Here is a 23,870-nt window from a genome sequence, read left to right as displayed (position 1 = left end):
GGTTATACCGGCGCGACCAGATAGCGAATTGCCGGTGATGTTGTGCCCTGATGAAAAGCCAGAACGCGGCTCTGCAACAGGAGGTCATTCATGGTGTGGCGTTCCTGCTGGCGCAAATGCTCAATCCAGGAACCCATCAGGAAGGTCTCGATAAACAGCCCTGGACGTTCGATATCCTCGTACACCGCCCAGCTCATCGCTCCGGCGCGGCGGCGCACCCGGCGTAGCTCGTGCACGGCCTGCAAAAACGCTTTCGCGTCCTGTGGGTCGATGATGTACTCGTGCGACACCAGCACCGGGCCGCGCTCGTTCGGGAGTTCAATCTCCACGCCGTCCAGCGGCTGCCCGCTCAGGTCGAGATTTAAATTCGGATCTTTCTCCAGCTTCCAGCGGAATGCCGTCGCGCTTGCCAGCACCATCCCCAGCGTGGCAACCACCAGCGAGGTCGGGGTGCCGAACTGCGAGGCGATCTGCCCCCAGACGGCGCTGCCTGCGGTCATCGAGCCGAAGAACACCGTCAGATACACAGCCAGCGCCCGGGCTTTTACCCAGCGGGCGGCGCTGCGCTGTGCGCCAAGGTTGAGGGTGGAGAGCACCGCAATCCACGCAAAGCCGGTAAAAAACTCAAACAGGTTCAGCAGCCAGACGTGGCGCACGAACGCCAGCGCCAGCATGGTGAGGGCAAACGTCAGGCTGGCGGCCAACATCAGCCGATCGGCATTCAGCCGCTGGCGCAGGCGCGGCAGCAGGATCGCCCCGGCAATCGCCCCCAGGCCGATACACGCCAGCATCACGCCGTAGCCCGCCGGGCCTAAGCCCAGCTCGCGGCGCGCCACCAGCGGCAGTAACGCCCAGCCCGCGCTGCCGAAAACGAAGAACGCCACGGTACGCACCAGCACGTTGCGCAGCACCGGGGCGGCGTGCACGTAGCGAATGCCGGACCGCACCGCCGAGAAGAAGTGCTCCGGCGGCAGCCGCTGCACGGAAGGCGCCGGACGCCAGCGCCACAGCACCCACGCCACGCCGACCACGGATAGCGCGTTAAGCGCAAACACCATCCACGGCCCGGCCAGCGACAGCAGGAAACCGCCCAGCGCCGGGCCAATCGCCCGGCTGATGTTGACCCCGAGCGAGTTAAGCGCCACGGCGGAACCCAGCTCGGGCTTGCTCACCAGGTCAGGCACAATCGCCTGAAACGGCGGCGAGCTCATGGCCGCGCCCACGCTCAGCAGAAACGTTGCCGCCAGCAGAACGGTGGGGGTGACGTGTCCGATAAAAGAGAGCAGCGTCAGCCCGGCAGCGGCGATGAATACCCATAGCTGGGAGAAGAGCAGGTATTTTCGTCGGTCAACGATGTCCGCCATCACCCCGGACGGCAGGGCGAAGAGGAACATCGGCAGGCTGCTGGCCGCCTGCACCAGCGCGATATCCAGCGGATCGGCGCTGAGCGTCAGCATGCTCCAGTTGATACCGACGTCGCTCATCCATGAGCCGACGTTAGAGACCACCGTGGCGATCCACAGCATGCGGAACACCGGCTGGCTCAGCGGCTGCCAGGGCGAAGCCGCCGATGCGGGCGTCGTCTCGACGTGTGCGTCGCGAACGTCGTTAACCTGGGTCATGCGAACCTCTCCGTCGTCTTACGCTGCAGCCGCCACTGGCCCGGTCCGGTGAGGGCGAGGGTGGTGAAGATAATCAGCAGCAGCCAGCCAAACTGCCCTTCGGCAATCGACCAGTCCGGGTGCACCGCCAGCATCGCCACCAGCAGCACGGCGATAATCGGCAGGCACGCCAGGCGGGTGTAAACCCCTGCAATGATAAACAGCGGGCAGATGACCTCGGCGACGATCGCCGGGATCAGGCTCGCGTAAGGTCCGAAACCAAACGGATCTTCGATGCGCGTCAGCTCTTCGCTGAAGTGGAGCACCTTAGGCAGGCCATGCACGTAAAGCAGCAGCAGGCTGCCGGTCAGGCGCAGGAAAAACAGCCCCGGATCGATCCGGGGTGAAGCGTCATTTTGTTTCATCAGAATGCAAAGCAGCTGCAGCCCAGCGCCCCCCAGAAAGCGTTATCGTCGGACACCGGCATCTCTGACGTGCGGGCGAAATCATGCTGGTGGCTATGAACCCCGCACGGGCCGCTGCAGTGGTGGACGGCGCTCATGCCGACGCGTGCGGCCTGCGGCGGCGCGCTGCGGTAGTGGCCCGGCACCTTCACCACCGGGGACCACTCGGGCAGGACCGGAATGGCGGGCGGCGCGAGCGGGCCAAAGCTGCCAGCGGCGTAGACGATATCGCCGTTGACCACGGTGAGGACGGACTCGATGCCCTTGATCTCCTCTTCCGGCACGCGGAAGTAATCTTTGCTGAGCACCGCCAGATCCGCGAGCTGGCCCGTTTTGATCTGCCCCTTCTGGTTCTGCTCGCTGGAGAACCACGCGCTGCCCTGGGTCCAGAGCATCAGGGCGGTATCGCGATCCAGACGGGCGCTGTGATCGTACATCTGCATCCCGCCAACGGTGCGGCCGGAGACCAGCCAGTAGAGCGCGGTCCACGGGTTATAGCTCGCCACGCGGGTGGCGTCGGTGCCTAAGCCCACCGGCACGCCGGTCTCCAGCATTTTCGCCACCGGCGGCGTGTGGCGGGTGGCTTCGATGCCGTAGCGCTCGGCGAAGTATTCCCCCTGGAAGGCCATGCGGTGCTGCACGGCAATGCCGCCGCCCAGTTCTTTGATGCGGTCGATGTTGGCCTGTGACACGGTTTCGGCGTGGTCGAAGAACCAGTGCAGCCCGTTGAACGGAATGTCGCGGTTCACCTTCTCGAACACATCCAGCATGCGGCTGATGGATTCGTTATAGGTGGCGTGCAGGCGGAATGGCCAGCGGTGTTCGACCAGATGGCGCACCACGCGCTCCAGCTCGTCCTCCATGCCCGGCGCGAGATCCGGGCGCGGCTCGAGGAAGTCTTCAAAATCGGCGGCGGAGAAGACCAGCATCTCGCCCGCGCCGTTGTGGCGGAAGAAGTCGCTGCCCTGGCCCGGCGTGAGCATGTCGGTCCATTTTTCAAAGTCTTCCAGCTCGTGGCCCGGACGCTGGGTAAACAGGTTGTAGGCGATGCGGATGGTCATCTGCTTTTTCTCGTGCAGCTCGGCAATTACCTCGTAATCTTCCGGGTAGTTCTGGAAGCCGCCGCCTGCGTCGATGGCGCTGGTCAGCCCCAGGCGGTTCAGCTCGCGCATGAACTGGCGCGTGGAGTTGACCTGCTGCTCCAGCGGCAGCTTCGGCCCTTTGGCGAGGGTTGAGTACAGGATCATGGCGTTCGGGCGGGCGATCAGCATCCCGGTCGGGTTGCCGTTGGCGTCGCGCTGGATCTCGCCGCCCGGCGGATTCGGCGTGTCCCTGGTGTAGCCGACCACCTTCAGCGCGGCGCGGTTGAGCAGGGCGCGGTCGTACAGGTGCAGGATGAAAACCGGCGTATCCGGCGCGGCGTCGTTGATCTCGTCTAAAGTTGGCATACGGCGCTCGGCAAACTGGAACTCGCTCCAGCCGCCCACCACGCGCACCCACTGGGGCGACGGCGTGCGCAGGGCCTGCTCTTTCAGCATGCGCAGGGCATCTGCCAGGGACGGTACGCCTTCCCAGCGCAGCTCGAGGTTGTAATTCAGCCCGCCGCGGATCAGGTGCAGGTGCGAGTCGTTCAGGCCGGGGATGGCGGTGTGGCCTTTTAAGTCGACCACCTTAGTGCCGTCGCAGTGGTGTTGCATCACCTCGGTGACGGTGCCCACTTCCAGGAATTTCCCGTCGCGCACGGCAACGGCTTCCGCGAGAGGGTTCTCGCGATCGACGGTGTGAAACTGGCCGTTAACCAGAATGAGATCGGCTTTACCGAGGGTAACCATAACTGCTCCAGACTGAGAGGGGAATGGTCAGGATTATGGGAACCGGTTTCGGGAAAGATCCAGTTATACAATAGGATAGGTATACCAAAGTATAACTATACCTTAGGTTAACTATACGAAGAGATAATTACGCGCCAGCGGCGTGGGTCATAGGATGAATGCGATTTTATCGGCGTGCTGTTCGCGGCGATTTTAACCTTTAACCTCACTGGATAATCTTATGACCACTACAAAGCTCGAAGTCTTAACCCCAGCCAACTGTCAGATCATCTTCATCGACCACCAGCCGCAGATGGCGTTTGGCGTGCAGTCTATTGACCGCCAGGTGCTGAAAAACAACACCGTGGCGCTGGCGAAAGCGGCAAAAGTGTTCAACATCCCGACCATCATCACCACCGTAGAGACCGAAAGCTTCTCCGGTAACACCTATCCTGAGCTGCTGGACGTGTTCCCGGGCCAGGACATTCTGGAGCGTACCTCCATGAACTCCTGGGACGACCAGAAAGTGCGTGACGCGCTGAAGGCTAACGGCAAGAAGAAGGTGGTTGTCGCGGGCCTGTGGACCGAAGTGTGCAACAACAGCTTTGCCCTGTGCGCGATGCTGGAAGGGGACTACGAAATTTATATGGTGGCGGACGCGTCCGGCGGCACCTCCAAAGAAGCCCACGACTTCGCGATGCAGCGCATGATCCAGGCGGGCGTGATCCCGGTGACCTGGCAGCAGGTGATGCTGGAGTGGCAGCGTGACTGGGCGCATAAAGAGACCTACACCGCGGTGATGGATATCGTGCGCGAGCACTCCGGTGCGTACGGCATGGGCGTGGATTACGCCTACACCATGGTGCACAAAGCGCCGTCTCGCCAGAAGAGCGAGCACCGTACCTTAGCGCCGGTTCCGGCACGCTAAATCCCGGCGGCGGGCTGGTCCCTCATCCGGCTCGTCACTGCCTTTTTCTCTGGAGTTCACAATGAGTACAGGGTTGATATCCCTCGCGGCAGGCGTGCTGATTGGCCTGATGTATGCCGTGCTGAAGGTGCGTTCCCCCGCGCCGCCCGCGCTGGCGCTGATTGGCCTGCTGGGTATGCTGGCAGGGGAACAGGCGATGCGTCATCTTTTATCCCGCGACAATCCCGCGGGCGTGCAGGTGACGGTTCCCCACGTTCAGCACCTGACCGGAGCGTCATCATGAAGGCCTGGATTATTTCGCTGGTGTGCGGGGTCGCGGCTGGGGTAATTTACGCCCTGCTCGACGTGCATTCCCCGGCGCCGCCGGTCGTCGCGCTGCTTGGCCTGTTCGGCATGCTGGTGGGTGAACAGCTGATCCCCATCGGACGGCGTCTGGTGAGCCGCGAACCGTTGACCCTGGCCTGGTTTCGTCATGAATGCGTACCGAAGATCAGCGGTACCGCGCCCCCAGCGCCCGCGAAGGAAAGCCGCGACGCGTAACGATTTGTTTGAGGAAAGACAGCATGACGCTGCCGTGGCGCATTGCCATCATTGATGACGAACGCTCTGTTCGCAGCGGGCTCAGTAACCTGCTGCAATCGGAAGGGTATGCTACCGATACCTTCGATTCGGCAGAGGTGTTTTTGAGCCACCCTCTCGCCCTGTCAGGCGCGTCGCTGGTGATCACCGACATCAAGCTGCGCGGCATGAACGGGATCGAGCTGTTTGAGAAGCTGCGGTTGCTGGCCACGCCGCCGCCGCCAATACTGTTTATCTCCGGCCATGCGGATGAAAATATGCAGCGGTATGCACTCAGCCTGGGCGCCGCTGCATTTTTGCGTAAGCCGATTAACATCGATATTCTGCTGGATCATATTCAGCGGGAGCTGACCCGCCGACAATAAGGATCGCGGATGAACGAACAAACGTCGCCTGCATTTTGGCCCGCCCGGGGAAGTCTCCATGAAGGGCGGGCTTTTGTTCTGAAAGAGGATGTTATTTTTACCGTGCTGGCGCAGGAGGGCGGCATCTGCTGGATGAACGGGCGGCATCCCCAGTCAGGCGGTTCGTTTATTATTGCCACCGCGGTCAGCGATGAAGAAGAGGAGCGGGCAACGCGGCTGCTTAAAAACGAGTTTGCCCTGCGCGATCGACTTCATGACGGCTGGGCTATCCGGCCCGTCGCTTCAACCCAGTACCGCGGACGTTTTGCGCTGGTCTACGCGCCGTTCTGCTTTGAACTGCTGGCGTGCCGGGCAGGTAAGGCGATTTCCGGGATCGCCCGCTTTATCGAGATGGCGATCCGCATCTGCGGTCCCCTGCGCCAGATGCATCTGCACAACCTGATCCACGGCGATATCAAACCCGGGTCGATCTTCGTTCATCACGACGCCACCAGCCGTCTGTGCAGCTTTGGTCTTTCCTGCGCCACCTCCGACGCATTCTCCCAGTCCCGGCTTGCCGCGTCTGGCGGCACGCCCGCCTACATGTCACCGGAACACACCACGCGTACCCGGCGCGCCGTCGACAGCAGGAGCGATCTCTACAGTCTGGGTATCGTGCTTTATGAACTTCTGACCGGGCGATTGCCGTTTGAACTGAGCGCTGATGACCAGACTAACTGGGCGCATTACCACATTGCCTCTGAGCCGCTTGCGCCGGGCCGGGTGCGTCCGGACGTACCCGGCATGCTGTCGACCATTATCCTTAAGCTGCTGGAGAAGAATCCGGAGAATCGCTATCAGACCGTCGACGGGCTGATTGCCGACCTCAGGCGCTGCCAGGCGACGCTGACCGCCGAAGGTGAGATCGTCGACTTTATTCCCGGCCAGCAGGACCGCTCTCCGGCGATCCATCTTGCCGATTCGCTTTTCTCTGCGCATCCGCAGGGCAGCGACGTCATCGCCGCGTTTGAGCGGGTCAGCCAGAGCGGTGCGCCGGAACTGGTGACGATTGGCGGTCCGTCGGGGATCGGCAAATCTTCCGTGATCGCCACCACGCTGAAATCGCTGCAACAGCGCAAGGTGCTGCTGGCGGTGGGCAAGGTCGATCAATACTCTCCCACGCTGCCCTACGGCGTGCTGAGTTCGGCGTTTCGGACGCTCACGCTGCACCTGCTCGGGCTGCCAGCCGGGGAGGTGGCGACGTGGAAAATCCGCCTGTCGCGCGCGCTGGAAGGCTTCGAGGAGCTGGCTGTCAGCCTGGTGCCGGAGCTGAATTTATTTCTTGAGAACAAACCGCGTTTCTCTGCGGATACATTTTCCATCGACGCGCGGGCGCGCTTCAGCCATATGGTGCTGGCGCTGGTGAAAACCTTCGCCACCCAGGGCGCGCCGCTGGTGCTGCTGCTGGATGATGTGCAGTGGATCGACGCCGCCAGCCTGCAAACGCTCGATTACCTGCTGCGCGCCTGCGGCGCCATCCCGCTGCTGGTGGTGGTGGCGCACCGCGATCTCAGTTCGCTTTCTGATCCCAGCTTGCAGGCCGCGCTGGCGAGCCTGCCGGAGGCGGCGCAGCATGCCATGACGATCGTGCCGCAGCCGCTGTCGGTGAAGGCCGTGGCACGCTGGCTCGGGGGGATTTTTCATGCCCGCAGTACCGGCACCTCCGATCTTGCCACGCTGATCCATGAAAAAACCGGCGGCAACCCGCTGTTCGTTCAGGAATTTTTCCGCCGCATCGTCGATGACGGACTGGTGGTGCACAACAAATATCAGGGGAAATGGCATTACGATCTCCAGGCCATCCGCGCCCGGCATTACACCGAGAACGTGGTGACGCTGGTGCTTGAACAGCTCAAAGAGATGCCCGACGAGACGCGCCGCCTGCTGGGCAGCATCGCCTGCCTCGGCTGCACGGGCGAGCTGGAGATGCTGTGCCGCGTGGTGGGGCAGTCGGCGGCGGAAATCCGCTACGCCCTTCATCCGGCGGTTACCGCTCAGCTGATAGTGCTGACGGAGAAAGAGTACGCTTTTACCCACGATCGGGTGCAGGAAGCCGCCTTTGCCCTGCTGGATGAGGGCGAGAAAAGCCATCTGCACCTGACCACCGCCAGCCTGCTGGCGGATGCCGCGCGGCAGACGGCGGGTAACGAACTGCTGTTCCGCGCGGTTCACCACGTCAGCGCCGCGCTGGACTGCATCCAGCCTGCGCCGCAGCGCCAGAGATTCCGTGAGCTGAGCCTCCAGGCCGCGCGGCGTGCGAAGCGTACCGGCGATTACCTTTCCGCCTTAAGTTACATCCAGACCGCCAGAGCACTGGGGAACGCGGGTCCGGTCTCGGACTTTATGCTGGATATCGAAGAGGCGGGCTGTGAGTTCGCGCTCGGGCACCTGGAGCGCACGCGCGCGCTGTGCGATACGATCCTCGGCTCACCGGGCGGGCTGACGGAGAAAGCGCTGGCCGCTAACCTGCTGGCGGAAGTCTATATGCGCCAGTCGGAGATCCGCCTGGCGCTGGAGGCGTCGTTATGCTGGCTGGGCGTGTTCGGGATCCAGATCAGCCGCTACCCGGAAAATGCCGAATGTGACGAGGCCTGGCAGCAGTTCTGTCAACGCACCGCCGACGCGCCGCAGAACCCGTTTACTCAGCTTAAGCTGATGGAGAGCGCGGAGACCGAAGCGGTAATGAACCTGCTTTACAGCGCCAGTATTTTCGCCAGCTTTACCTGCCCGCGCCTGCACTTTTTACTCCTGTGCCGGATGATGCACCTCACGCTCGATCGCGGCATAACCGGCGCATCCACCACGGCGATGGCCTGGTTTGGCGTGCTGATTGGCCACCGCTACGCCGAATACCGTCTCGGGTTTGAGTACGGCACGCTGGCTCGCGAGCTGGTGAACCGCCACGGCTATGATGCCTATGAAGCTAAAACTCTGCTGCCGCTCGACCAGCTCAGCGTCTGGACCCAGCCGCTGTCGTACACTATCGAGTGCGCCAAGGCCTGCTTTACCTCGGCGGTGACCCACGGCGACATGACGATGGCCTGCTTCGCGGCCTGTCATCAGATCATTAACTTCCTCTCCCGGGGCGATCATCTGGACGGCGTGTTGACCAGCATCGATCGCGGTCTGGCTTTTGTGCGTAAAACGGATTATCAGGACATTGAAACCGTTCTGCACATTCAGCGCCGCTACGTGGAGTTTTTACGCACGCCGGTGACGGGCACATGGAGCGCCGCCCAGGCGCTGCCTGACGATCTGCTGCCCGCACCGCCGGAGCAGGCGCCCGAGCAGACCTCGACCATGCTGTTCTGGTACTGGCTCTATCGCGGGATGGCGCACTTTACCTGCGGCGAATACGCCGACGCGCAGGCGGATTTAGAGAGGGCGGGCTGGTATGCGTGGTCCGCGCCGGGCCATATCCATCTGCTGGATTACCATTTTTACAGCGCGCTGGCGCTCTCCCGCCAGCTCACGCCGGAGACCTTCTCGGCGGATTATCGCCGCAGTATTCATCACCATTACGACAAAATTGCCCTCTGGGCGCGGATCAATCCGGGCACGTTTGCCGATAAAGAGGCGCTGATTTATGCCGAAATCGTCCGTCTGGACGGCATGAACAGCATCGCGCTGGAGCAGTATGAAAAGGCGGTGCGGCTCTCGCGGGAGGGCGGGTTTAACCCGATCAATGCCCTGGCCCACGAGCTGGCAGGGCGTTTCTCGCTGGCCTGCGGCTACCCGACCGCCTCCGACGCCCATTTCCGCGGTTCGATTGCCGCCTGGGGCCGCGCCGGGGCGCAGGCCAAGGTGCGTCAGATGGAGCAGGATTTCCCGCATCTGCTGGCCTCCGGGCAGAGCCGCGCGTACGACACCGTGGCATTTGCCCAGAACGAGGTGATCCGCGATTTACAGAGCGTCATCAAAGCCTCACGCGCCTTGTCCGAAGAAATCAACCTCGAGCGTTTAATTGAAAACCTGATGACGCTGCTGCTTGAACGGGCCGGGGCACAGCGTGGCCTGCTGCTTCGCGTCAGCGATAATCACATCCCGGAGATCGAAGCCAGCGCCTGGACCAGCACCGACGGGGTGCGGGTTCGCATCCTGAAAGAGACACCGATGGCGACGGACATGCCGCTGTCGGTGCTTGCCGCGGTGATCCGCACCGGGCAGGAGATCCGCACCGGCAAACCGGAGGAATTTCACCCGTTCAGCCAGGATCCTTATCTGGTGACGTCCGGCGCCGCCGTGATGTGTGTCCCGATGTTCAAACAGGCGCGACTGGTGGGGGTGCTGTATCTGGAAAACCGCCTGATGCCGGAAGTGTTTACCGCCGAACATTCGCGCGTGGTCAGCCTGCTGGGCGCGCAGGCGGCCGTTTCGCTGGAGACGGCACGGCTCTACGCCGAGCTGCTGGCGGAAAACATCCACCGCCGACGGGTGGAGAAAGAGCTGCGCGCCAGCCAGACCTCGCTGATGCTGGGTGAGCAGATCAGCCATACCGGCAGCTGGCGCTGGGAGCTGGTGCAGGATCTGATGTTTATGTCCGAAGAGTACGCCCGTATTCTTGGCCTGCCGGAGCAGCAAAAGATGATCTCAATGGCGGAGTTTTTGACCTTCGTGCATGAGGATGATTATGGCCGGATCGGTAACCTCGTTAATCAGAGCGTGCGTGACGGGCTGTCGATGCGCGCGGAGTTTCGCATTATCCGCACCGACGGCTCCGTTCGCTACATCCTCGGGATTGGCGATCCGGTGGGCGTGGGCAGCGAGGTGAATGAGTATTACGGCATCATTACCGACATCACCAGCCAGCGGGCGGCGGAAGATGCGATGCGGGTGGCGCAGGCGGATCTGGCGCGAGTCTCACGGGCCACCACCGTCGGGCAACTCACCTCCTCGATCGCGCACGAGATCAACCAGCCGCTGATGTCGATTGTCTCGAACGCCGGCGCGAGCCTGCGCTGGCTCAACCGCGATCCGGCGCGGCTGGACAAAGTGCGCGAGGGGCTGGAGGAGATCGCCGCCGAGGGCGAGCGGGCAGGGGAGATCATCCGCAGCATTCAATCTCTGACGCGCAAACAGGACCCCACGTTTACGCGCATCGATCTGCACTTCCTGATCCACCACATCATTATGCTCTCCCGCAGCGAACTTGAGCTGCGACACATAAGCGTTGATTATCTCCTGAACGCTGACGACAGCTTTATCATCGGCGACAGCGTGCAGATCCAGCAGGTGCTGCTTAACCTGGTGATGAATGCGATGGAAGCGATGGCGGAAGTGACGGATCGCCCGTGCTGCATCACGATCGCCACCGCGAACTGCGCCGAAGGGAAGGTGATCTTTGAGATCGCCGATACCGGCAGCGGCATTGAGCCGGAGCTCACCGAGCGGATCTTTGACTCGTTCTATTCGACCAAAGCGCAGGGAATGGGGATGGGGCTGACCATCAGCGCCAGCATCATTGAACGGCACCGGGGAAAACTGAGCGCGCGCCGCAGAGATCCGTACGGGACGGTGTTTACCTTCGCGTTGCCGCTTGCCGGACAGGAGGCGTAACGGTTATTCCGCTGGCTGATGTTTGGTCAGGCGCTCGACGGCCCTGACCAGCTCGGCCACGGAGCGGACCTGCATTTTCTCCATCACCCGGCGGCGGTGTACTTTCACCGTAATCTCACTGACGCCCAACTCGGCGGCGATCTGCTTGTTGAGCTTGCCGCTGATGGCAAGCTCAAGCACCTCATGCTCGCGCGGCGTGAGGGACATGTGGCGCTGTTTCAGGGCGTAGTGCTCTTTGACGCGGGCGGCGTTGTGCTGTGCCAGCCTGAGCGCGGATTCGATAGAGCCAATGAGGGCGCTGGATTCAACGGGTTTAGTGAGAAATTCGTAGGCCCCGCCTTTGATCGCCCGGACGGACATAGGGATGGTGCCGTGACCGGTGAGAAAAATGATCGGTATTTCTCGCCCGTTGGCTTTCAGCGCATCTGCGACATCAAACCCGGTGATCGTGGGCATTTGCATATCGAGGATCACGCAGGAGGGCAGATCCTCAAAGGGATGGCTGAGAAAGGCTTCTGCTGAGGAAAAGCCAAGGGCGTGTATATCCGCTGATTCCAGCAGCCCAACAACGGACTGCCTGACAGCGTCATCGTCATCAACCACATAAACAATGTGTTCCATTCACCGCCCCGGTGTGATCAGTAAACCATCGAGAATAAAATGCGCCTTTTTGAACGTAAGCGACTGTTTGCTATCCTCATTCATACTAACACATTAATAATTATTATCATTCGGCAATATGAAGATGATATGAAAGTGTAATAAAAATGTGGCGAATTGGTTAGGATCGGAACGCTGTTTTTAGAGACCTTTCCGGCTGCGAAGCCAGAGCGTGACACAGGCGATATTCATCCTGAGCCACGATGTTTTGTGTGAGGACGCCGACGGGTAAAACAGGCTACACTCTGATTTTGAGCGCGACAAGCTGAGGACATAACGATGCACTACACACTGAAAAGCAGTGACGATAAAGAAAAAGCGGAAGGAACAAGCGGCGCGGGCGCTCTACAGCAAAAACTGCTGGAATCCCGTTCGATTGTCATCTCCGGTGAGATCAACCAGGAACTGGCCCAGAAAGTCATCACTCAGATGATCCTGCTGCAAAGCGTCAGCAACGATCCGATCAAGCTGTACATCAACAGCCAGGGCGGCCACGTGGAAGCGGGCGACACCATCCACGACTTCATTAAGTTTATCCGACCGGAAGTGCACGTCATTGGCACCGGCTGGGTGGCAAGCGCCGGGATCACCATCTTCCTGGCGGCGAAAAAAGAGCACCGCTACTCGCTGCCGAATACCCGCTTTATGATCCACCAGCCGCTGGGCGGCGTGCGCGGTCAGGCAACGGATATCGAAATCGAAGCGCGCGAGATTATCCGCATGCTGGAACGCGTAAACAAACTGATTGCTGACGCCACCGGCCAGCCGCTGGAGAAAGTGAAGAAGGACACCGACCGTAACTTCTGGATGTCACCGGCGGAAGCGCTGGACTACGGCATCGTGGGCAAACTGATCACCCATTATGACGAGCTGAACCTGGATTAAGTTTTAGCCCGCGCGTGCGTCGGGTGACGGCTTCGCCTTACCCGACCTACGCGCGCTCGATTGACCCATGACAAGTTCCCCCCTGGCTGTCTCTTCTATAATCGCGCCTGTCTCCCCTCTCACTGGTGCTAACCATGGCGTATCAACTGAACCTCGACTGGCCGGAATTTCTTGAGAAATACTGGCAAAAACAACCCGTTGTGCTGAAAAATGCCTTCCCGAATTTTGTCGACCCCATTACCCCTGATGAACTGGCGGGTCTGGCGATGGAGCCGGAAGTCGATAGCCGCCTGGTAAGCCATGCTAACGGCAAGTGGCAGGCGAGCAATGGCCCGTTTGAGCATTTCGATAACCTCGGTGAAACCGGCTGGTCTCTGCTGGCGCAGGCGGTGAACCACTGGCATATGCCCGCCGCAGAGCTGGTGCGTCCGTTCCGCGTCCTGCCGGACTGGCGTCTCGATGACCTGATGATCTCCTTCTCCGTCCCGGGCGGCGGCGTTGGGCCGCATATCGATCAGTACGATGTGTTTATTATTCAGGGGATGGGTAGCCGTCGCTGGCGCGTGGGTGACAAGCTGCCGATGCGTCAGTTCTGTCCGCATCCGGCCCTGCTGCACGTCGATCCGTTTGAGCCAATCATTGACGAAGATCTGGCCCCGGGCGATATCCTCTATATTCCGCCTGGATTCCCGCATGACGGCTTCACCCATGAAACCGCGCTCAACTACTCTGTCGGTTTCCGCGGGCCGAACGGTCGCGATCTGATTAGCAGCTTTGCCGATTACGCGCTGGAAAACGATCTGGGTGGCGAGCACTACAGCGATCCGGATCTGACCTGCCGCGAACACCCGGGCCGCGTGGAGCAGTACGAGCTCGATCGCATTCGCCAGATGATGATCGACATGATTAGCAAGCCGGATGATTTTACAAAATGGTTCGGCAGCTTCGTCTCCACGCCGCGTCACGAGCTGGATATTGCCGCCGCCGAGCCGCCGTATTCCGCAGACGAGGTGCTCGACGCGCTGCAAGGGGGCGAAACGCTTTCACGCCTGAGCGGGCTGCGCGTGCTGAACGTCAACGGCAGCTTCTTTATCAACAGCGAACAGCTGGAGACGGCGGATGTGAACGGGGCGGACGCGCTGTCCCGCTACACCCAGCTCGGCCAGGCCGAGCTGGGTGTAGCGCTGAATAATCCGGCGTTTGTGGAAGAGTTGACCGGATTGATTAACCAGGGATACTGGTACTTCGACGAGTAACAGACTGCGGCGTTTAGTCAGACTAAACGCCGCTACGTTTAAACCAGCATATTACAGGCCTTCCAGTAGTTCAGAAGCCGCTCATCGTCGCGCTCTTTTTCCGCTTTAATTTTCATCGCCTGGGCGAGATTTTCTCGCGATACCTCATGGCCTTTTTGCACGATGTCTAAGACCGCTTCACCAAGAGCCAGCGAAATTTCTGTCCGATTGTTGCGAATCGTCATAAATACCTCCTCGTTGGTTGCGATACTTTAATTATGAACGGGAAATAATCAGTCGCTAATAATTAATCTTATTCTTATTTTTTCAATTCGGCGCTAAATAGACATAATATTCGGTTCTGTCAATGATGTTTCAAAATGCTAATACGCATTTCAGGTCCGAATTTATGCGCTACAGTTAATTTCGTGCAACAGGCAAATAACCGAAACAGGAGAATTAATATGGTAGATAAAAGCGCAATTAAGGATCACACTCAGGTTGTCGCCAGCTGCGGAACGCATGTCGGGGTTGTGGACCATCTTGATGGTGAGCGTATCAAGCTTGCAAAGAGCGACCCGGAATCAGGCGGCAAGCACCACTTTATTCCTCTCGGCTGGGTCGATAAGGTCGAAGATAATAAAGTTGTCCTGACCAAAAACCATAAAGAGGTTTTTGCTGAGTGGCAGGAAGCATAAATATATTTCTCGTAAAGAAATATACGCCTTCGCTCCGGCTTCGTCCGGAGCGTAATAGTGTCTGCGCCCGGTGATTGCTGCCATGGCAAATGAATGGTACTGTTTTGCCTGTCCTTTCCCCGATGCAGGCTCCTAATTATGCTCCAGAGTGAAAATACATCAGCGAAGCGCATATTTTTTGTTGAGGATTTTCAAATATTCGGCGAGCGCTACGGCATCGACTACCGTTTCCCGCAGCTAAAAGATGAGCAGGTCAGCGGCAGCCCCGTGTTACAGGGGAATGTTGAAGAGATGACGCTCTCGTCCGGCATTTCACTGACCCATTCCGACGTACGTGTATTACAGCCCTATGAAACCACCTCTCGCCACAGCAGCCCGCTTTATATGCTGGTGGTGCTGGAAGGGTGCGTGACGCTCACGCTCAATGGTATCGATTATCCCGTCCGCCCGGGCATGGCGTTCAGCTCGCGTCTGAGTGAAGATCAGGTGATGAGCGCGCGTCACGATGCTGACAGCACGCTGAAAACGCTCTCGTTTGGCGTGTACCCGCACGATGCCGGACGTGAAGCCCTGCTTGAGTCGCTGCTGCTGGAATGGCAAAGCCTGAATACCCCCGCGTTTGTCTGGCACGTTCCCGAGTTTGTGATGTCAGGCATTCAGCATGCACAGCGGCAGGGGGGAAGCGTGCTCTCGCGTAAGCTGTTGCTGGAGGGGCTCATGTACCAGCTGCTCGGCCACGGCCTGAACCAGTGCCAGCTGCCCTGTCCGAGCCGCCCTGAGCATGCGCGTCTGGAACGCGTCCGGTGCCTGCTGGAACAGTCTCCTGAACGTGACCATACACTCGCGCAGCTGGCAGCCCTTGCTGCCATGAGCCCAAGCAGCCTGCGCAGCAAGTTCCGTCAACGCTACGGCTGCACACTCTTCGATTATCTCCGCGACTGTCGCCTTGCGCTGGCGCGTCGCTATCTGCTGGAAGGCCATAGCGTACAGCAGGCCGCCTGGATGTGCGGGTATCAGCATGCCACCAACTTCGCCACCGCGTTTCGTCGTCATTACGGGATTTCACCGGGTGACGTGCGCAAACTCCGCTAACGTAATTTTGTCCATCGCGCGAACGTATCCCGTGCGGTTTAGCATCGCGCATACATAACCTGGCGGCGCGCATAGCTGTTTGCACCCTCAAAAAGGTAATAATTCTTATTAACAATAAGAAATATCTCTGGAGAGGGTTATGTTTGCTAAATCGCGTCTGGCACTGCTGGTGGGATGGGTTACCGGTAGCGTCGCTTTTCCTTTACTGGCGCAGGATGCCCAAAAAACTGACACCGTGGTGGTGACCTCGCAGATGCAGTCTGCGGCCACCAAGCTTGAAACGCCGGATATTGAAACCCCGCAATCGGTCTCTATCGTCACCCGCGAGCAGTTCGAAGAGCAGGGCGCAACCAGCGTGCGTCAGGCCGTGAGCTACACGCCGGGGGTCTACAGCAACCAGATTGGGGCATCAAACCGCTTCGACTACATGGTGCTGCGCGGCTTCTCGGACGGCAGCCTGGACAACGTCTACCTCGACGGCCTGAAGATGATGGGCGACACCAATTCCCACAGCTCGCTGGTGGTTGATCCGTGGTTCCTGGACAGTATCGAAGTCGTGCGCGGCCCGGCCTCCGTGCTGTACGGTCGCTCATCGCCGGGCGGCATCGTGGCGCTCACCTCCCGTAAGCCATCGTTCGATCCGGGCGGGGAGATCAAGCTCTTCGCCGGTAACAATAACCAGCGCGGGGCGATGTTCGACGTGACCGGCCCGGTTGATGATAACGACCGCGTGGCGGTGCGCCTCAGCGGGATGACCCGCTATGCCGATTCCCAGTTCGATCCGCTCAAAGAAGAGCGTTACGCGCTGATGCCGAGCCTGACCTGGCGTATCACCGATAATACCCGTCTGGATCTGATGGCCTACCTGCACCGCGATCCGGAAGGCGGCAGCCACTCCGGCCTGCCGTATGAGGGCACCGTCGTGCCGCACAGCGGTAAGAAAATCTCCAACACCTTTTTTGAAGGTGAAGACGATTACGACAAGTACGATCGTCGGGAAAACATGGTCGGTTATAACATCGAGCACCTGTTTGACAGCGGCTGGGCCGTGCGTCAGAAGCTGCGCTACCTGCACACCAAAGTCGAGCTGAACCAGGTGTATGCCGCAGGCTGGCTGAACGACACCGAGCTGAACCGCGGCTATTCCGGCTCCGATGAGAAGATGAACGCCATCACCCTGGATAACCAGGTCGACGGCAGCTTCGATACCGGCGAGGTGAACCACCGCGTGCTGATCGGCATGGACTACCAGGACCGCACCAACAACGTCACCGGCTACTACGGCGGCTTCCCGCCGATTGACGCTTTCCATCCTGCTTATGGCGCGAAGCCGGACTACATCACCCAGTACAGCAGGGAAAAGCATAAGCTGCGCCAGACCGGCTACTACCTGCAGGATCAGATGTCCATTGACCGCTGGCGCCTCACGCTGGGTGGGCGTTACGACCAGGTGAGCGTGTCGAACGTCGACAACTTCAACCATACCCGCAGCGATCTGGATAAAAACAACTTCAGCAGCCGCGCGGCGCTGCTGTATCTGTTTGATAACGGCGTCGCGCCGTACGTCAGTTACTCCACCGCCTTTACGCCGACCAGCTTTGCCGACGAGCAGGGGAATATCCTGGATCCGATGAAGGGCAAGCAGTGGGAAGCGGGCGTGAAGTATGAGCCGGAGGGGATGAACAGCCAGTTCAGCGCCTCGGTGTTCCGCATCAACCAGAAGAACATTGCCACTAAAGAGGAGCCGACCGATCCGTACCGTTCCATCGGTGAAATCGAATCCGAAGGCGTTGAGCTGGAGGCGATTGGACAGCTGACCGACAGCCTGCGCATGCAGGCGGCCTACACCTATACGGATATTCGCTACAAGAAGAGCAGCCCGGAAGAGGAGGGCAAGCGCGCCGTCTATGCCCCGCGTAACATGGCCAGCGCCTGGCTGAGCTACGACGTCAAAAGCGGCCCGCTGGACGGCCTGACCGTCGGCTCCGGCGTGCGCTATGTCAACGGGATCGCCAGCGATCGTCAGAACACCCATACGCTACCGTCATACACCCTGGTGGATATGGTCGTGGGGTATGACCTGTCGAAAGTGGGGCTCACGGGCGTGAGCGCGCAGTTGAACGTCAATAACCTGACGGACAAAAGCTACGTTGCGGCGTGTAATTCGCTCTCTTACTGCTACTTCGGTGCAGAGCGCAGCATTGTCGGCAGCGTTTCGTGGACGTTCTGAGTCGTTAGCCAATGCCCGGTGGCGCTGCGCTTACCGGGCCTACGGGATCGGTTTTCACCCTCTCCCTGCGGGAGAGGGCCGGGGTGAGGGCAAAATGCCGCACTACCCCTCCATCGCAATCACAATCGCCTCACCCATCTTCTTCAACGCCTCGCGATGTTTATCCGTCGGCGGCAGCGCCACGTTGATCCGCAGACAGTTGCGGTACTTACCGGAGGCGGAAAACAGCGACCCGGCCGCAGCCTGGATCTTCAGACGGCACAGCTGCTTGCTGACGCACACCATGTCGACCATCTCCGGCAGCTCGACCCACAGCAGGAAGCTGCCCTGCGGGCGGGTAACGCATATCTCTGCCGGAAAATACTGCCGCACCCAGCAGGTGTAGGTCTCCATATTCTGCTGATAAATCTGGCGCATGCGCCGCACGTGGCGATGGTAATGACCGTCGCGAATAAACGCCGCCACCGCCATCTGCGTGCCCGGCACGTTAAACCCGCCCGCGGCGTATTTCATGTGCATCACCCGGTCGTAATAGCGCCCCGGAACAATCCAACCGACGCGTAGCCCCGGCGCCACGGTTTTGGTAAAGGAGCTGCAGAGGATCACGCGGCCATCAATGTCCATCGAGTGAATGGTGCGCGGGCGCGGGTACTCTGCGGCCAGCTCGCCGTAGATATCATCCTCCACAATCACAATATCGTGCCGCTGGGCGAGCGCCAGCACCTGCTTTTTACGCGCTTCCGGCATGATAAACCCGAGCGGGTTATTGCAGTTGGGGACCAGGATCACCGCTTTGATCGGCCACTGCTCCAGCGCCAGCTCTAACGCTTCGATGCTGATCCCGGTCTCGGGATCGGTAGGTATTTCAATCGCCTTGATGTCGAATCCGCGCAGCATCTGCATGGTGCCGTGAAACGACGGCGACTCGACCGCCACGATATCCCCCGGCTTGCACACCGAGAGCAGGGCGATCGACAGCGCGCCGTGGCAGCCGTTGGTGATCACAATCTCGTTTGCCGCCACGGTGGAGCCGCCGTCCAGCATCAGGCGGGCGATCTGCTCGCGCAGCTCCAGACGACCATCGAGCACGTCATAGCTCAGCATTTCGCCAGGGTTATGCTGCGCAATGCGGCTCATCTCGCGCCACAGCGGCTTCAGGCTCGGCTGGTTGATGTCCGGCGAGCCGCCGCCAAAGGAGATCATCTCTTTGTCGGCGCGGGCGTCCAGCAGCATCATCACCTCATCCCACTGGGTGACGTCCACGGGGCGCTGCACCGGGCGCGTCATCGCCGGTACGGGCGGCTGCGCTTTGCGTTTCGAGACAAAATAACCGGAGCGCGGCTGGGGCGTGATCAGCTGGAGATTTTCGAGGATCTGGTAGGCCTGCTGTATGGTGCTGATACTCACGCCGTGTTCCTGGCTCAGCGTGCGTACCGACGGCAGACGTTCGCCGCTGCGATACAGCCCTTGTTCGATACGTTCCGCCAGTAGGTTGGCCAGATGTTGATAGCGCGTCATGCTGTATCCTTTGTTTTCACCATACAGATTATTAAACCAGTACAGATTGGTGGGTAAAACGCCATGCAGATACCGTTTTAGCGGATCTGTATGGTAAACAAAAGCAGTTTTTGAATCTGTATTGTACTGGCCGTTTTCCATGATGATAACCCCACTGGCACAGCGAGGAGAGCATCATGGAATTCTACGAGAATCGTTCAAAACGTCCGTTTATCGCGTTTGTCTGGGTAGCGAAAACGCTGCGTAACTGGTATCGCATCAACCGTACCCGCCGCATTCTGAGCCAGATGAGCGACGAGCAGCTCAAGGACGTTGGGTTATCGCGATATGATGTGTAAGCATAGGGTTGCCCGGTGGCGCTACGCTTACCGGGCCTACAGGAGACAGTAGGCCGGGTAAGGCGCAGCCGCCACCCGGCGGTTTTCAACTCAACAGCGCAAGCGTCTGCCGTTTCGGCCTTTCCAGCAGCTCAACCGCCTCCTGATATGACCGCACGTTGTTATAGCCCATCACCAGCCCGTAGCGTTTGCACGACCCGCGATACCACTCCGAAAGCGCATTAACCTGTAGTTGCTGTTCCTGCCAGCAGCGGGCAATCTCCCGGTCAGCGCTTCCCTTTGCGAGGAACGCGACAATATGCATTCCACCGTCGTTTTGCTCGGTGAAGAACAGGTCACCATAGACCTCACCCAGGGCGGCAATCATCCAGTCGCGGCGGATCTGATACAGGGCGCGCATCTTTTTCAGATGACGAAAAAAATGCCCTTCGTTGAGAAATGCGGTGAGGATTTTTTGCGTCAGCACCGGCTGGCCGCTGGTGGTAATGTCCGCGCAGTCGGTAAAGGCCCCGACGGTGCTGGCGGGCATCACCACGTAGCCCATGCGCAGTGAAGGCATGATGGTTTTGCTGAAGGTGCCCATAAAGATCACCCTGTCATGCTGGTCGAGGCTTTTCATCGACGGCAGCACTTTGCGGGTGTAGTGAAATTCCCCGTCGTAATCGTCTTCGATAATCCACGCCTCGTTTTGTGACGACCAGTCGAGCAGCTGCTGCTTGCGCGGCAGTGAGAGCGTCACCGCCAGCGGGCTCTGATGCGACGGGGTCACGATGGCAAAACGGGCGTCGCGATGATGACGGAGCAGGTAGTCCGTATCGATGCCGCAGCGATCAACCGGCACGGTGTGCAGGCGGGGCACGATCCGCTTGAGCAGCTGCTGGCCCATAAAATAGCCCGGATCCTCAAACACCACCTTGTCGCTGCGGCTGGCAAGCGTGTCAAGGATCAGGCGCAGGCTGCCGCTGTAGCCGCTGGTGATCAGTACCTGTTCGGCGGTGCAGGATAACCCGCGCGAGATATTGAGATAGCGGGCAATCGCCTCGCGCAGCGGATACCAGCCCAGCACCGGCGGGTTGAGCATTTCATCCTGACGCATGGCGCGCGTCGCCTGGCCCGCCAGCAGCAGCCATTTTTTATAGGGGAAGCTGTCAAGCGCGGGAATGCCGGGGCGCAGAAAACCGGCCCGTTCGCGCTGGCTAATCAACGACGCCGGCAGCGTGCCGGTCGCTTGTTCTGCGGGGGCGTGTTGCGCGGGCAGCAGAAGATCCGGGTTCACCCGCGTCCCGCGCGCGCCCTGGCTTACCAGATACCCTTCGCCCGTCAGAATGGCATACGCCGTCTCGACGGTTTTACGCGCCACCTTCAGCTCTTCGGCCAGCACGCGGATGGCAGGCACTTTATCGCCCGGCTTCAGCACGCCACTCGTGATGTTGTCGCGATAGCGGGAATAAATCTCATGATAGCCCGGCTTCATGTCCTACCTCATTTCACGCTTTTTGTGTCTTTTTACTATGTCATGAACGGCGTAGATTTGCCTTATCGCATGAAAAAAACGGCACAAAAAGAGGAAAGACAATGAGCACCCGCGTAAACCACCACAAAGCCACACCTGCACTTGCCAACGCGCTTTCTGCCCTGAGCATGGAGGTGGCGAAAACCTCCATCGACCCGGCGCTTAAGCACCTTATCGACATTCGCGTATCGCAGCTGAACGGCTGCACCTTCTGTCTGGATATGCACTCGAAAGAGGCTAAAATCGCCGGTGAGCGCGAGCTGCGCCTGTACCATCTGGCGGCCTGGCGCGAGTCCCCGCTGTTTAGCGCCCGTGAAAAAGCGGCGCTGGCCTTCACCGAAGCGCTGACCCAGATTGGCGTACATGGCGTGAGCGATGCGCTGTACCGCAGCGTGGCGGAGCACTTCTCGGATGTCGAGATTTCAGAGCTGAACTTCGCCATCGTAGCGATCAACGCCTGGAACCGCCTAGGCATTACCTCCCGCATGGAGCCGGGCGCGCTGGATGCGGCTTACGGTCTGAACAAGGCTAACCTGGAATAATTCTGCGCTCGCGGATCATCGCCACCAGCGCCCGTAATCCAGGCGAGTGGGGGATTGGGGCGTTTATGGAGTCGAAGTCGATGGTGGGTTAAACCCTGCCCGGTGGCGCTACGCTTACCGGGCCTACATTAGCCCGTAGGCCGGATAAGCGCAGCGCCATCCGGCAAACACTTCGCTCCATACCGAAGCATTGTGGTTTTTCCTCCTGCATTCTCTCCACACCCTCACAACGGAGAGACACCCATGATCGCAGTCCTTTTTGAAGCCAAAGCGGAGCCTCATCATCAGGCGCGCTATCTGCAGCTTGCCGCTGAACTCAAGCCTTTGCTGGCGGACATCGACGGCTTTATTGATATAGAACGTTTTCAGAGCCTGAGCATCGACGGCAAAATCCTGTCCCTTTCCTGGTGGCGGGATGAAGAGGCCGTCCGCCGCTGGAAGCAGAATGTCTTCCATCAGGCCGCGCAGGCCGAAGGCCGGGAGTCGATTTTTTCTTTCTACCGTATTCGCGTGGCGCAGCTGGTGCGGGAGTACAGCTCTGAAACGAGAGGGCACGCGGATGTATGACGTTCACGTGATTTTTAGCGACAGGCCCGGCGAGCTGGCGCGCTTTGGACAGCTGTTAGGCCGCAACGGCGTGGGGCTGGAGGGGGGCGGCGTTTTCGGTACGGATGCCCATTTCCTGGTGGAGGACGGGGAAAAAGCCCGCCGTGTGCTGCTCGACGCCGGGTTTACCGTGCAGGCGCTGCGAAAGCCGGTGATCAGAAAGCTTAAGCAGGAGCGTCCTGGCGAGCTGGGCGAGATAGCGGCGGCGCTGGCCGCAAAGGGCGTGTCTATCCTGACTCAGTACAGCGACCACGCGAATCACCTTATTCTGCTGACGGATGATGATAAGCTGGCCGCTGAGATCACCACACCCTGGGCGACGAATGTTAAAGACGAGCTTACCCTCTGATAACAGCGCGATGCTGGAAAAGGCCATTGCCGCTGTAGCGGCTGCAATGGCCGATCCGTCGCGCGTGAAAATGCTCTGTGCACTAATGGACGGGCGGGCGTGGACGGCCACCGAACTGAGTGCGGCGGCAGACGTTGCGCCGTCGACCGCCAGCGGGCATCTCGCCCGGCTGATGGACGGCAAACTGATTACCTGCCTGTCTCAGGGGCGGCATCGTTATTATCGTCTTGCCGGGCACGACGTGGCGGCGCTGGTGGAACAGATGATGGGGCTCTCCTGGCGCCGCATTACCCCGCCGGAAACTACCGCGCCGAAAGCCATGCGGGAGGCGCGGACCTGCTATGACCATCTGGCGGGCGCGGTGGCGGTGCAGATCTACGATTTCATGCAGGCAGCAGGCTGGCTGGAGGCAGACGGTTCAGCGCTCACGCCGTATGGTCGGGAGCAATTTCTGAAGCTCGGCGTTTCGTTAAGCGCTCATTCGCGCCGAAAAGCGTGCTGCGCCTGCCTGGACTGGAGCGAGCGGCGGTTTCATCTCGGAGGCGAAGCCGGCGCAGCGCTGCTTCTTTATCTGGAAAGCAAAGGGTGGATCCAGCGGGTGGCGGGGTACAGGGAGGTGGTTGTGACGGCTTCAGGACAGGGCGCCATCACCAGACATTTTAGCCGCTAAACTCCGCTGCGGGCTGTGCCCTCACTCTGGCCTTCTCCCACAGGGCTGAGGGTTCCCCAGTAATTTTTATGCAGAAGCAATAAAGTTGCTTTCTAAATGACTGAGGGCTGTCAGCGATGCCCTGGTCCGGCTGTAAATCGCTGCGGGGTTTGCCTTCAGGCCGGGGCGCGGCGGTGGGAGGCGCCGAGAGG

The 23,870-nt window shown here is 59.9% G+C and carries 22 protein-coding genes; 15 read left to right on the top strand and 7 right to left on the bottom strand.

Going from position 1 to position 23,870, the window contains the following annotated elements; all coding sequences use genetic code 11:
- Nucleotides 1-2: 2 nt before the first annotated feature.
- The 3 genes from IPZ49_RS03040 to IPZ49_RS03030 are packed head-to-tail and all read right to left on the bottom strand — an operon-like array spanning nt 3 to nt 3,897.
- Nucleotides 3-1,622: an MFS transporter gene (locus IPZ49_RS03040; protein ID WP_063146609.1), complete on the bottom strand. Its 1,620-nt coding sequence runs from the start codon at nt 1,620-1,622 to the stop codon at nt 3-5.
- Nucleotides 1,619-2,026 (bottom strand): DoxX family protein, encoded by a 408-nt coding sequence (locus IPZ49_RS03035; RefSeq protein ID WP_023299234.1) that lies wholly within the window; start codon nt 2,024-2,026, stop codon nt 1,619-1,621. Before IPZ49_RS03035 ends, IPZ49_RS03040 begins: the two co-directional genes overlap by 4 nt.
- Complete coding sequence (locus IPZ49_RS03030) at nt 2,026-3,897, bottom strand: amidohydrolase (protein ID WP_063146608.1); 1,872 nt, start codon at nt 3,895-3,897, stop codon at nt 2,026-2,028. Before IPZ49_RS03030 ends, IPZ49_RS03035 begins: the two co-directional genes overlap by 1 nt.
- Nucleotides 3,898-4,117: 220 nt before the next feature.
- Here IPZ49_RS03030 and IPZ49_RS03025 point away from each other — a divergent pair, with 220 nt between their 5' ends.
- The 5 genes from IPZ49_RS03025 (at nt 4,118) to IPZ49_RS03005 (ending at nt 11,343) form a co-directional block, all read left to right on the top strand.
- On the top strand, nt 4,118-4,804 hold the full coding sequence (locus IPZ49_RS03025) for a hydrolase (RefSeq protein WP_022646922.1): 687 nt from the start codon (nt 4,118-4,120) through the stop codon (nt 4,802-4,804).
- Between the two features lie 61 nt (nt 4,805-4,865).
- Nucleotides 4,866-5,087, top strand: coding sequence for a DUF1427 family protein (locus IPZ49_RS03020; RefSeq protein WP_022646923.1), 222 nt, complete (start codon nt 4,866-4,868; stop codon nt 5,085-5,087).
- Nucleotides 5,084-5,344: a XapX domain-containing protein gene (locus IPZ49_RS03015; RefSeq protein WP_006810276.1), complete on the top strand. Its 261-nt coding sequence runs from the start codon at nt 5,084-5,086 to the stop codon at nt 5,342-5,344. Before IPZ49_RS03020 ends, IPZ49_RS03015 begins: the two co-directional genes overlap by 4 nt.
- 23 nt (nt 5,345-5,367) lie before the next feature.
- Nucleotides 5,368-5,748, top strand: a complete 381-nt coding sequence (locus IPZ49_RS03010) for a response regulator transcription factor (RefSeq protein WP_006810275.1) — start codon at nt 5,368-5,370, stop codon at nt 5,746-5,748.
- A 9-nt stretch (nt 5,749-5,757) separates the two neighbouring features.
- A complete protein-coding gene (locus IPZ49_RS03005; RefSeq protein WP_063929066.1) occupies nt 5,758-11,343 on the top strand; it encodes an ATP-binding sensor histidine kinase in 5,586 nt (1,861 codons plus the stop codon).
- Between the two features lie 3 nt (nt 11,344-11,346).
- On the opposite strand, the gene IPZ49_RS03000 is transcribed toward IPZ49_RS03005, so the two are convergent.
- Nucleotides 11,347-11,964: a response regulator transcription factor gene (locus tag IPZ49_RS03000; protein WP_022646926.1), complete on the bottom strand. Its 618-nt coding sequence runs from the start codon at nt 11,962-11,964 to the stop codon at nt 11,347-11,349.
- A 318-nt stretch (nt 11,965-12,282) separates the two neighbouring features.
- Here IPZ49_RS03000 and IPZ49_RS02995 point away from each other — a divergent pair, with 318 nt between their 5' ends.
- Both IPZ49_RS02995 and IPZ49_RS02990 read left to right on the top strand, forming a co-directional pair.
- Nucleotides 12,283-12,888 (top strand): ATP-dependent Clp protease proteolytic subunit, encoded by a 606-nt coding sequence (locus IPZ49_RS02995; protein WP_022646928.1) that lies wholly within the window; start codon nt 12,283-12,285, stop codon nt 12,886-12,888.
- Nucleotides 12,889-13,022: 134 nt separating this feature from the next.
- Nucleotides 13,023-14,144, top strand: coding sequence for a cupin domain-containing protein (locus tag IPZ49_RS02990; RefSeq protein ID WP_022646929.1), 1,122 nt, complete (start codon nt 13,023-13,025; stop codon nt 14,142-14,144).
- 38 nt (nt 14,145-14,182) lie between these two features.
- Here the strand turns inward: IPZ49_RS02990 and IPZ49_RS02985 are convergent, their stop codons facing one another.
- Nucleotides 14,183-14,368 (bottom strand): hypothetical protein, encoded by a 186-nt coding sequence (locus IPZ49_RS02985; protein ID WP_010427252.1) that lies wholly within the window; start codon nt 14,366-14,368, stop codon nt 14,183-14,185.
- A 219-nt stretch (nt 14,369-14,587) separates the two neighbouring features.
- On the opposite strand from IPZ49_RS02985, the gene IPZ49_RS02980 reads away from it, so the two are divergent.
- The 3 genes from IPZ49_RS02980 to foxA all read left to right on the top strand — a co-directional run bounded on the left by IPZ49_RS02980 (nt 14,588) and on the right by foxA (nt 18,143).
- On the top strand, nt 14,588-14,821 hold the full coding sequence (locus IPZ49_RS02980) for a DUF2171 domain-containing protein (RefSeq protein ID WP_003863067.1): 234 nt from the start codon (nt 14,588-14,590) through the stop codon (nt 14,819-14,821).
- Between the two features lie 138 nt (nt 14,822-14,959).
- Nucleotides 14,960-15,913, top strand: coding sequence for an AraC family transcriptional regulator (locus tag IPZ49_RS02975; RefSeq protein ID WP_022646930.1), 954 nt, complete (start codon nt 14,960-14,962; stop codon nt 15,911-15,913).
- Nucleotides 15,914-16,034: 121 nt separating this feature from the next.
- Entirely contained in the window at nt 16,035-18,143 is a 2,109-nt protein-coding gene (foxA, locus tag IPZ49_RS02970) for a ferrioxamine B receptor FoxA (protein WP_103891573.1), read from the top strand.
- Nucleotides 18,144-18,245: 102 nt separating this feature from the next.
- Here the strand turns inward: foxA and IPZ49_RS02965 are convergent, their stop codons facing one another.
- Nucleotides 18,246-19,661: a PLP-dependent aminotransferase family protein gene (locus IPZ49_RS02965; RefSeq protein ID WP_023305386.1), complete on the bottom strand. Its 1,416-nt coding sequence runs from the start codon at nt 19,659-19,661 to the stop codon at nt 18,246-18,248.
- Between the two features lie 176 nt (nt 19,662-19,837).
- Between IPZ49_RS02965 and IPZ49_RS02960 the strand changes: the two genes are divergently transcribed.
- Complete coding sequence (locus tag IPZ49_RS02960; RefSeq protein WP_003863073.1) at nt 19,838-19,999, top strand: DUF1127 domain-containing protein; 162 nt, start codon at nt 19,838-19,840, stop codon at nt 19,997-19,999.
- An 85-nt stretch (nt 20,000-20,084) separates the two neighbouring features.
- Here the strand turns inward: IPZ49_RS02960 and IPZ49_RS02955 are convergent, their stop codons facing one another.
- Complete coding sequence (locus tag IPZ49_RS02955; RefSeq protein ID WP_063146606.1) at nt 20,085-21,473, bottom strand: PLP-dependent aminotransferase family protein; 1,389 nt, start codon at nt 21,471-21,473, stop codon at nt 20,085-20,087.
- A 101-nt stretch (nt 21,474-21,574) separates the two neighbouring features.
- On the opposite strand from IPZ49_RS02955, the gene IPZ49_RS02950 reads away from it, so the two are divergent.
- From IPZ49_RS02950 to IPZ49_RS02935, 4 genes are all read left to right on the top strand, one after another.
- Nucleotides 21,575-22,054: a carboxymuconolactone decarboxylase family protein gene (locus IPZ49_RS02950; RefSeq protein ID WP_022646934.1), complete on the top strand. Its 480-nt coding sequence runs from the start codon at nt 21,575-21,577 to the stop codon at nt 22,052-22,054.
- A 243-nt stretch (nt 22,055-22,297) separates the two neighbouring features.
- Nucleotides 22,298-22,621 carry an antibiotic biosynthesis monooxygenase gene (locus tag IPZ49_RS02945; RefSeq protein WP_023305388.1) on the top strand — a complete coding sequence of 108 codons (324 nt, stop codon included), beginning with the start codon at nt 22,298-22,300 and terminating at the stop codon, nt 22,619-22,621.
- Nucleotides 22,614-23,009 (top strand): amino acid-binding ACT protein, encoded by a 396-nt coding sequence (locus tag IPZ49_RS02940; protein ID WP_022646936.1) that lies wholly within the window; start codon nt 22,614-22,616, stop codon nt 23,007-23,009. The genes IPZ49_RS02945 and IPZ49_RS02940 overlap by 8 nt, the downstream gene beginning before the upstream one ends.
- A complete protein-coding gene (locus IPZ49_RS02935) occupies nt 22,984-23,679 on the top strand; it encodes a helix-turn-helix transcriptional regulator (RefSeq protein WP_063146605.1) in 696 nt (231 codons plus the stop codon). The genes IPZ49_RS02940 and IPZ49_RS02935 overlap by 26 nt, the downstream gene beginning before the upstream one ends.
- The last annotated feature ends 191 nt before the right edge of the window (nt 23,680-23,870 follow it).

This window comes from Enterobacter cloacae complex sp. S2, assembly GCF_015159675.1.
GTDB lineage: Bacteria > Pseudomonadota > Gammaproteobacteria > Enterobacterales > Enterobacteriaceae > Enterobacter > Enterobacter intestinihominis.
The sequence above is the reverse complement of the archived record's forward strand: the minus strand, read 5'-3'. Positions and strand labels throughout refer to the sequence as shown.

What these genes read in the sequence shown, in the direction of transcription:
- IPZ49_RS03025 (WP_022646922.1), top strand. Translation starts at nt 4,118, where the DNA reads ATGACCACTACAAAGCTCGAAGTCTTAACCCCAGCCAACTGTCAGATC.
- IPZ49_RS03010 (WP_006810275.1), top strand. Translation starts at nt 5,368, where the DNA reads ATGACGCTGCCGTGGCGCATTGCCATCATTGATGACGAACGCTCTGTT.
- IPZ49_RS02960 (WP_003863073.1), top strand. Translation starts at nt 19,838, where the DNA reads ATGGAATTCTACGAGAATCGTTCAAAACGTCCGTTTATCGCGTTTGTC.
- IPZ49_RS02950 (WP_022646934.1), top strand. Translation starts at nt 21,575, where the DNA reads ATGAGCACCCGCGTAAACCACCACAAAGCCACACCTGCACTTGCCAAC.
- IPZ49_RS03000 (WP_022646926.1), bottom strand. Translation starts at nt 11,964, where the DNA reads ATGGAACACATTGTTTATGTGGTTGATGACGATGACGCTGTCAGGCAG.
- IPZ49_RS03030 (WP_063146608.1), bottom strand. Translation starts at nt 3,897, where the DNA reads ATGGTTACCCTCGGTAAAGCCGATCTCATTCTGGTTAACGGCCAGTTT.
- IPZ49_RS02940 (WP_022646936.1), top strand. Translation starts at nt 22,614, where the DNA reads ATGTATGACGTTCACGTGATTTTTAGCGACAGGCCCGGCGAGCTGGCG.
- IPZ49_RS03015 (WP_006810276.1), top strand. Translation starts at nt 5,084, where the DNA reads ATGAAGGCCTGGATTATTTCGCTGGTGTGCGGGGTCGCGGCTGGGGTA.
- IPZ49_RS02980 (WP_003863067.1), top strand. Translation starts at nt 14,588, where the DNA reads ATGGTAGATAAAAGCGCAATTAAGGATCACACTCAGGTTGTCGCCAGC.
- IPZ49_RS02985 (WP_010427252.1), bottom strand. Translation starts at nt 14,368, where the DNA reads ATGACGATTCGCAACAATCGGACAGAAATTTCGCTGGCTCTTGGTGAA.
- IPZ49_RS02945 (WP_023305388.1), top strand. Translation starts at nt 22,298, where the DNA reads ATGATCGCAGTCCTTTTTGAAGCCAAAGCGGAGCCTCATCATCAGGCG.
- IPZ49_RS03020 (WP_022646923.1), top strand. Translation starts at nt 4,866, where the DNA reads ATGAGTACAGGGTTGATATCCCTCGCGGCAGGCGTGCTGATTGGCCTG.
- IPZ49_RS02955 (WP_063146606.1), bottom strand. Translation starts at nt 21,473, where the DNA reads ATGAAGCCGGGCTATCATGAGATTTATTCCCGCTATCGCGACAACATC.
- IPZ49_RS02975 (WP_022646930.1), top strand. Translation starts at nt 14,960, where the DNA reads ATGCTCCAGAGTGAAAATACATCAGCGAAGCGCATATTTTTTGTTGAG.
- IPZ49_RS02990 (WP_022646929.1), top strand. Translation starts at nt 13,023, where the DNA reads ATGGCGTATCAACTGAACCTCGACTGGCCGGAATTTCTTGAGAAATAC.
- IPZ49_RS02965 (WP_023305386.1), bottom strand. Translation starts at nt 19,661, where the DNA reads ATGACGCGCTATCAACATCTGGCCAACCTACTGGCGGAACGTATCGAA.
- IPZ49_RS03005 (WP_063929066.1), top strand. Translation starts at nt 5,758, where the DNA reads ATGAACGAACAAACGTCGCCTGCATTTTGGCCCGCCCGGGGAAGTCTC.
- IPZ49_RS02995 (WP_022646928.1), top strand. Translation starts at nt 12,283, where the DNA reads ATGCACTACACACTGAAAAGCAGTGACGATAAAGAAAAAGCGGAAGGA.
- IPZ49_RS03040 (WP_063146609.1), bottom strand. Translation starts at nt 1,622, where the DNA reads ATGACCCAGGTTAACGACGTTCGCGACGCACACGTCGAGACGACGCCC.
- IPZ49_RS03035 (WP_023299234.1), bottom strand. Translation starts at nt 2,026, where the DNA reads ATGAAACAAAATGACGCTTCACCCCGGATCGATCCGGGGCTGTTTTTC.
- IPZ49_RS02935 (WP_063146605.1), top strand. Translation starts at nt 22,984, where the DNA reads ATGTTAAAGACGAGCTTACCCTCTGATAACAGCGCGATGCTGGAAAAG.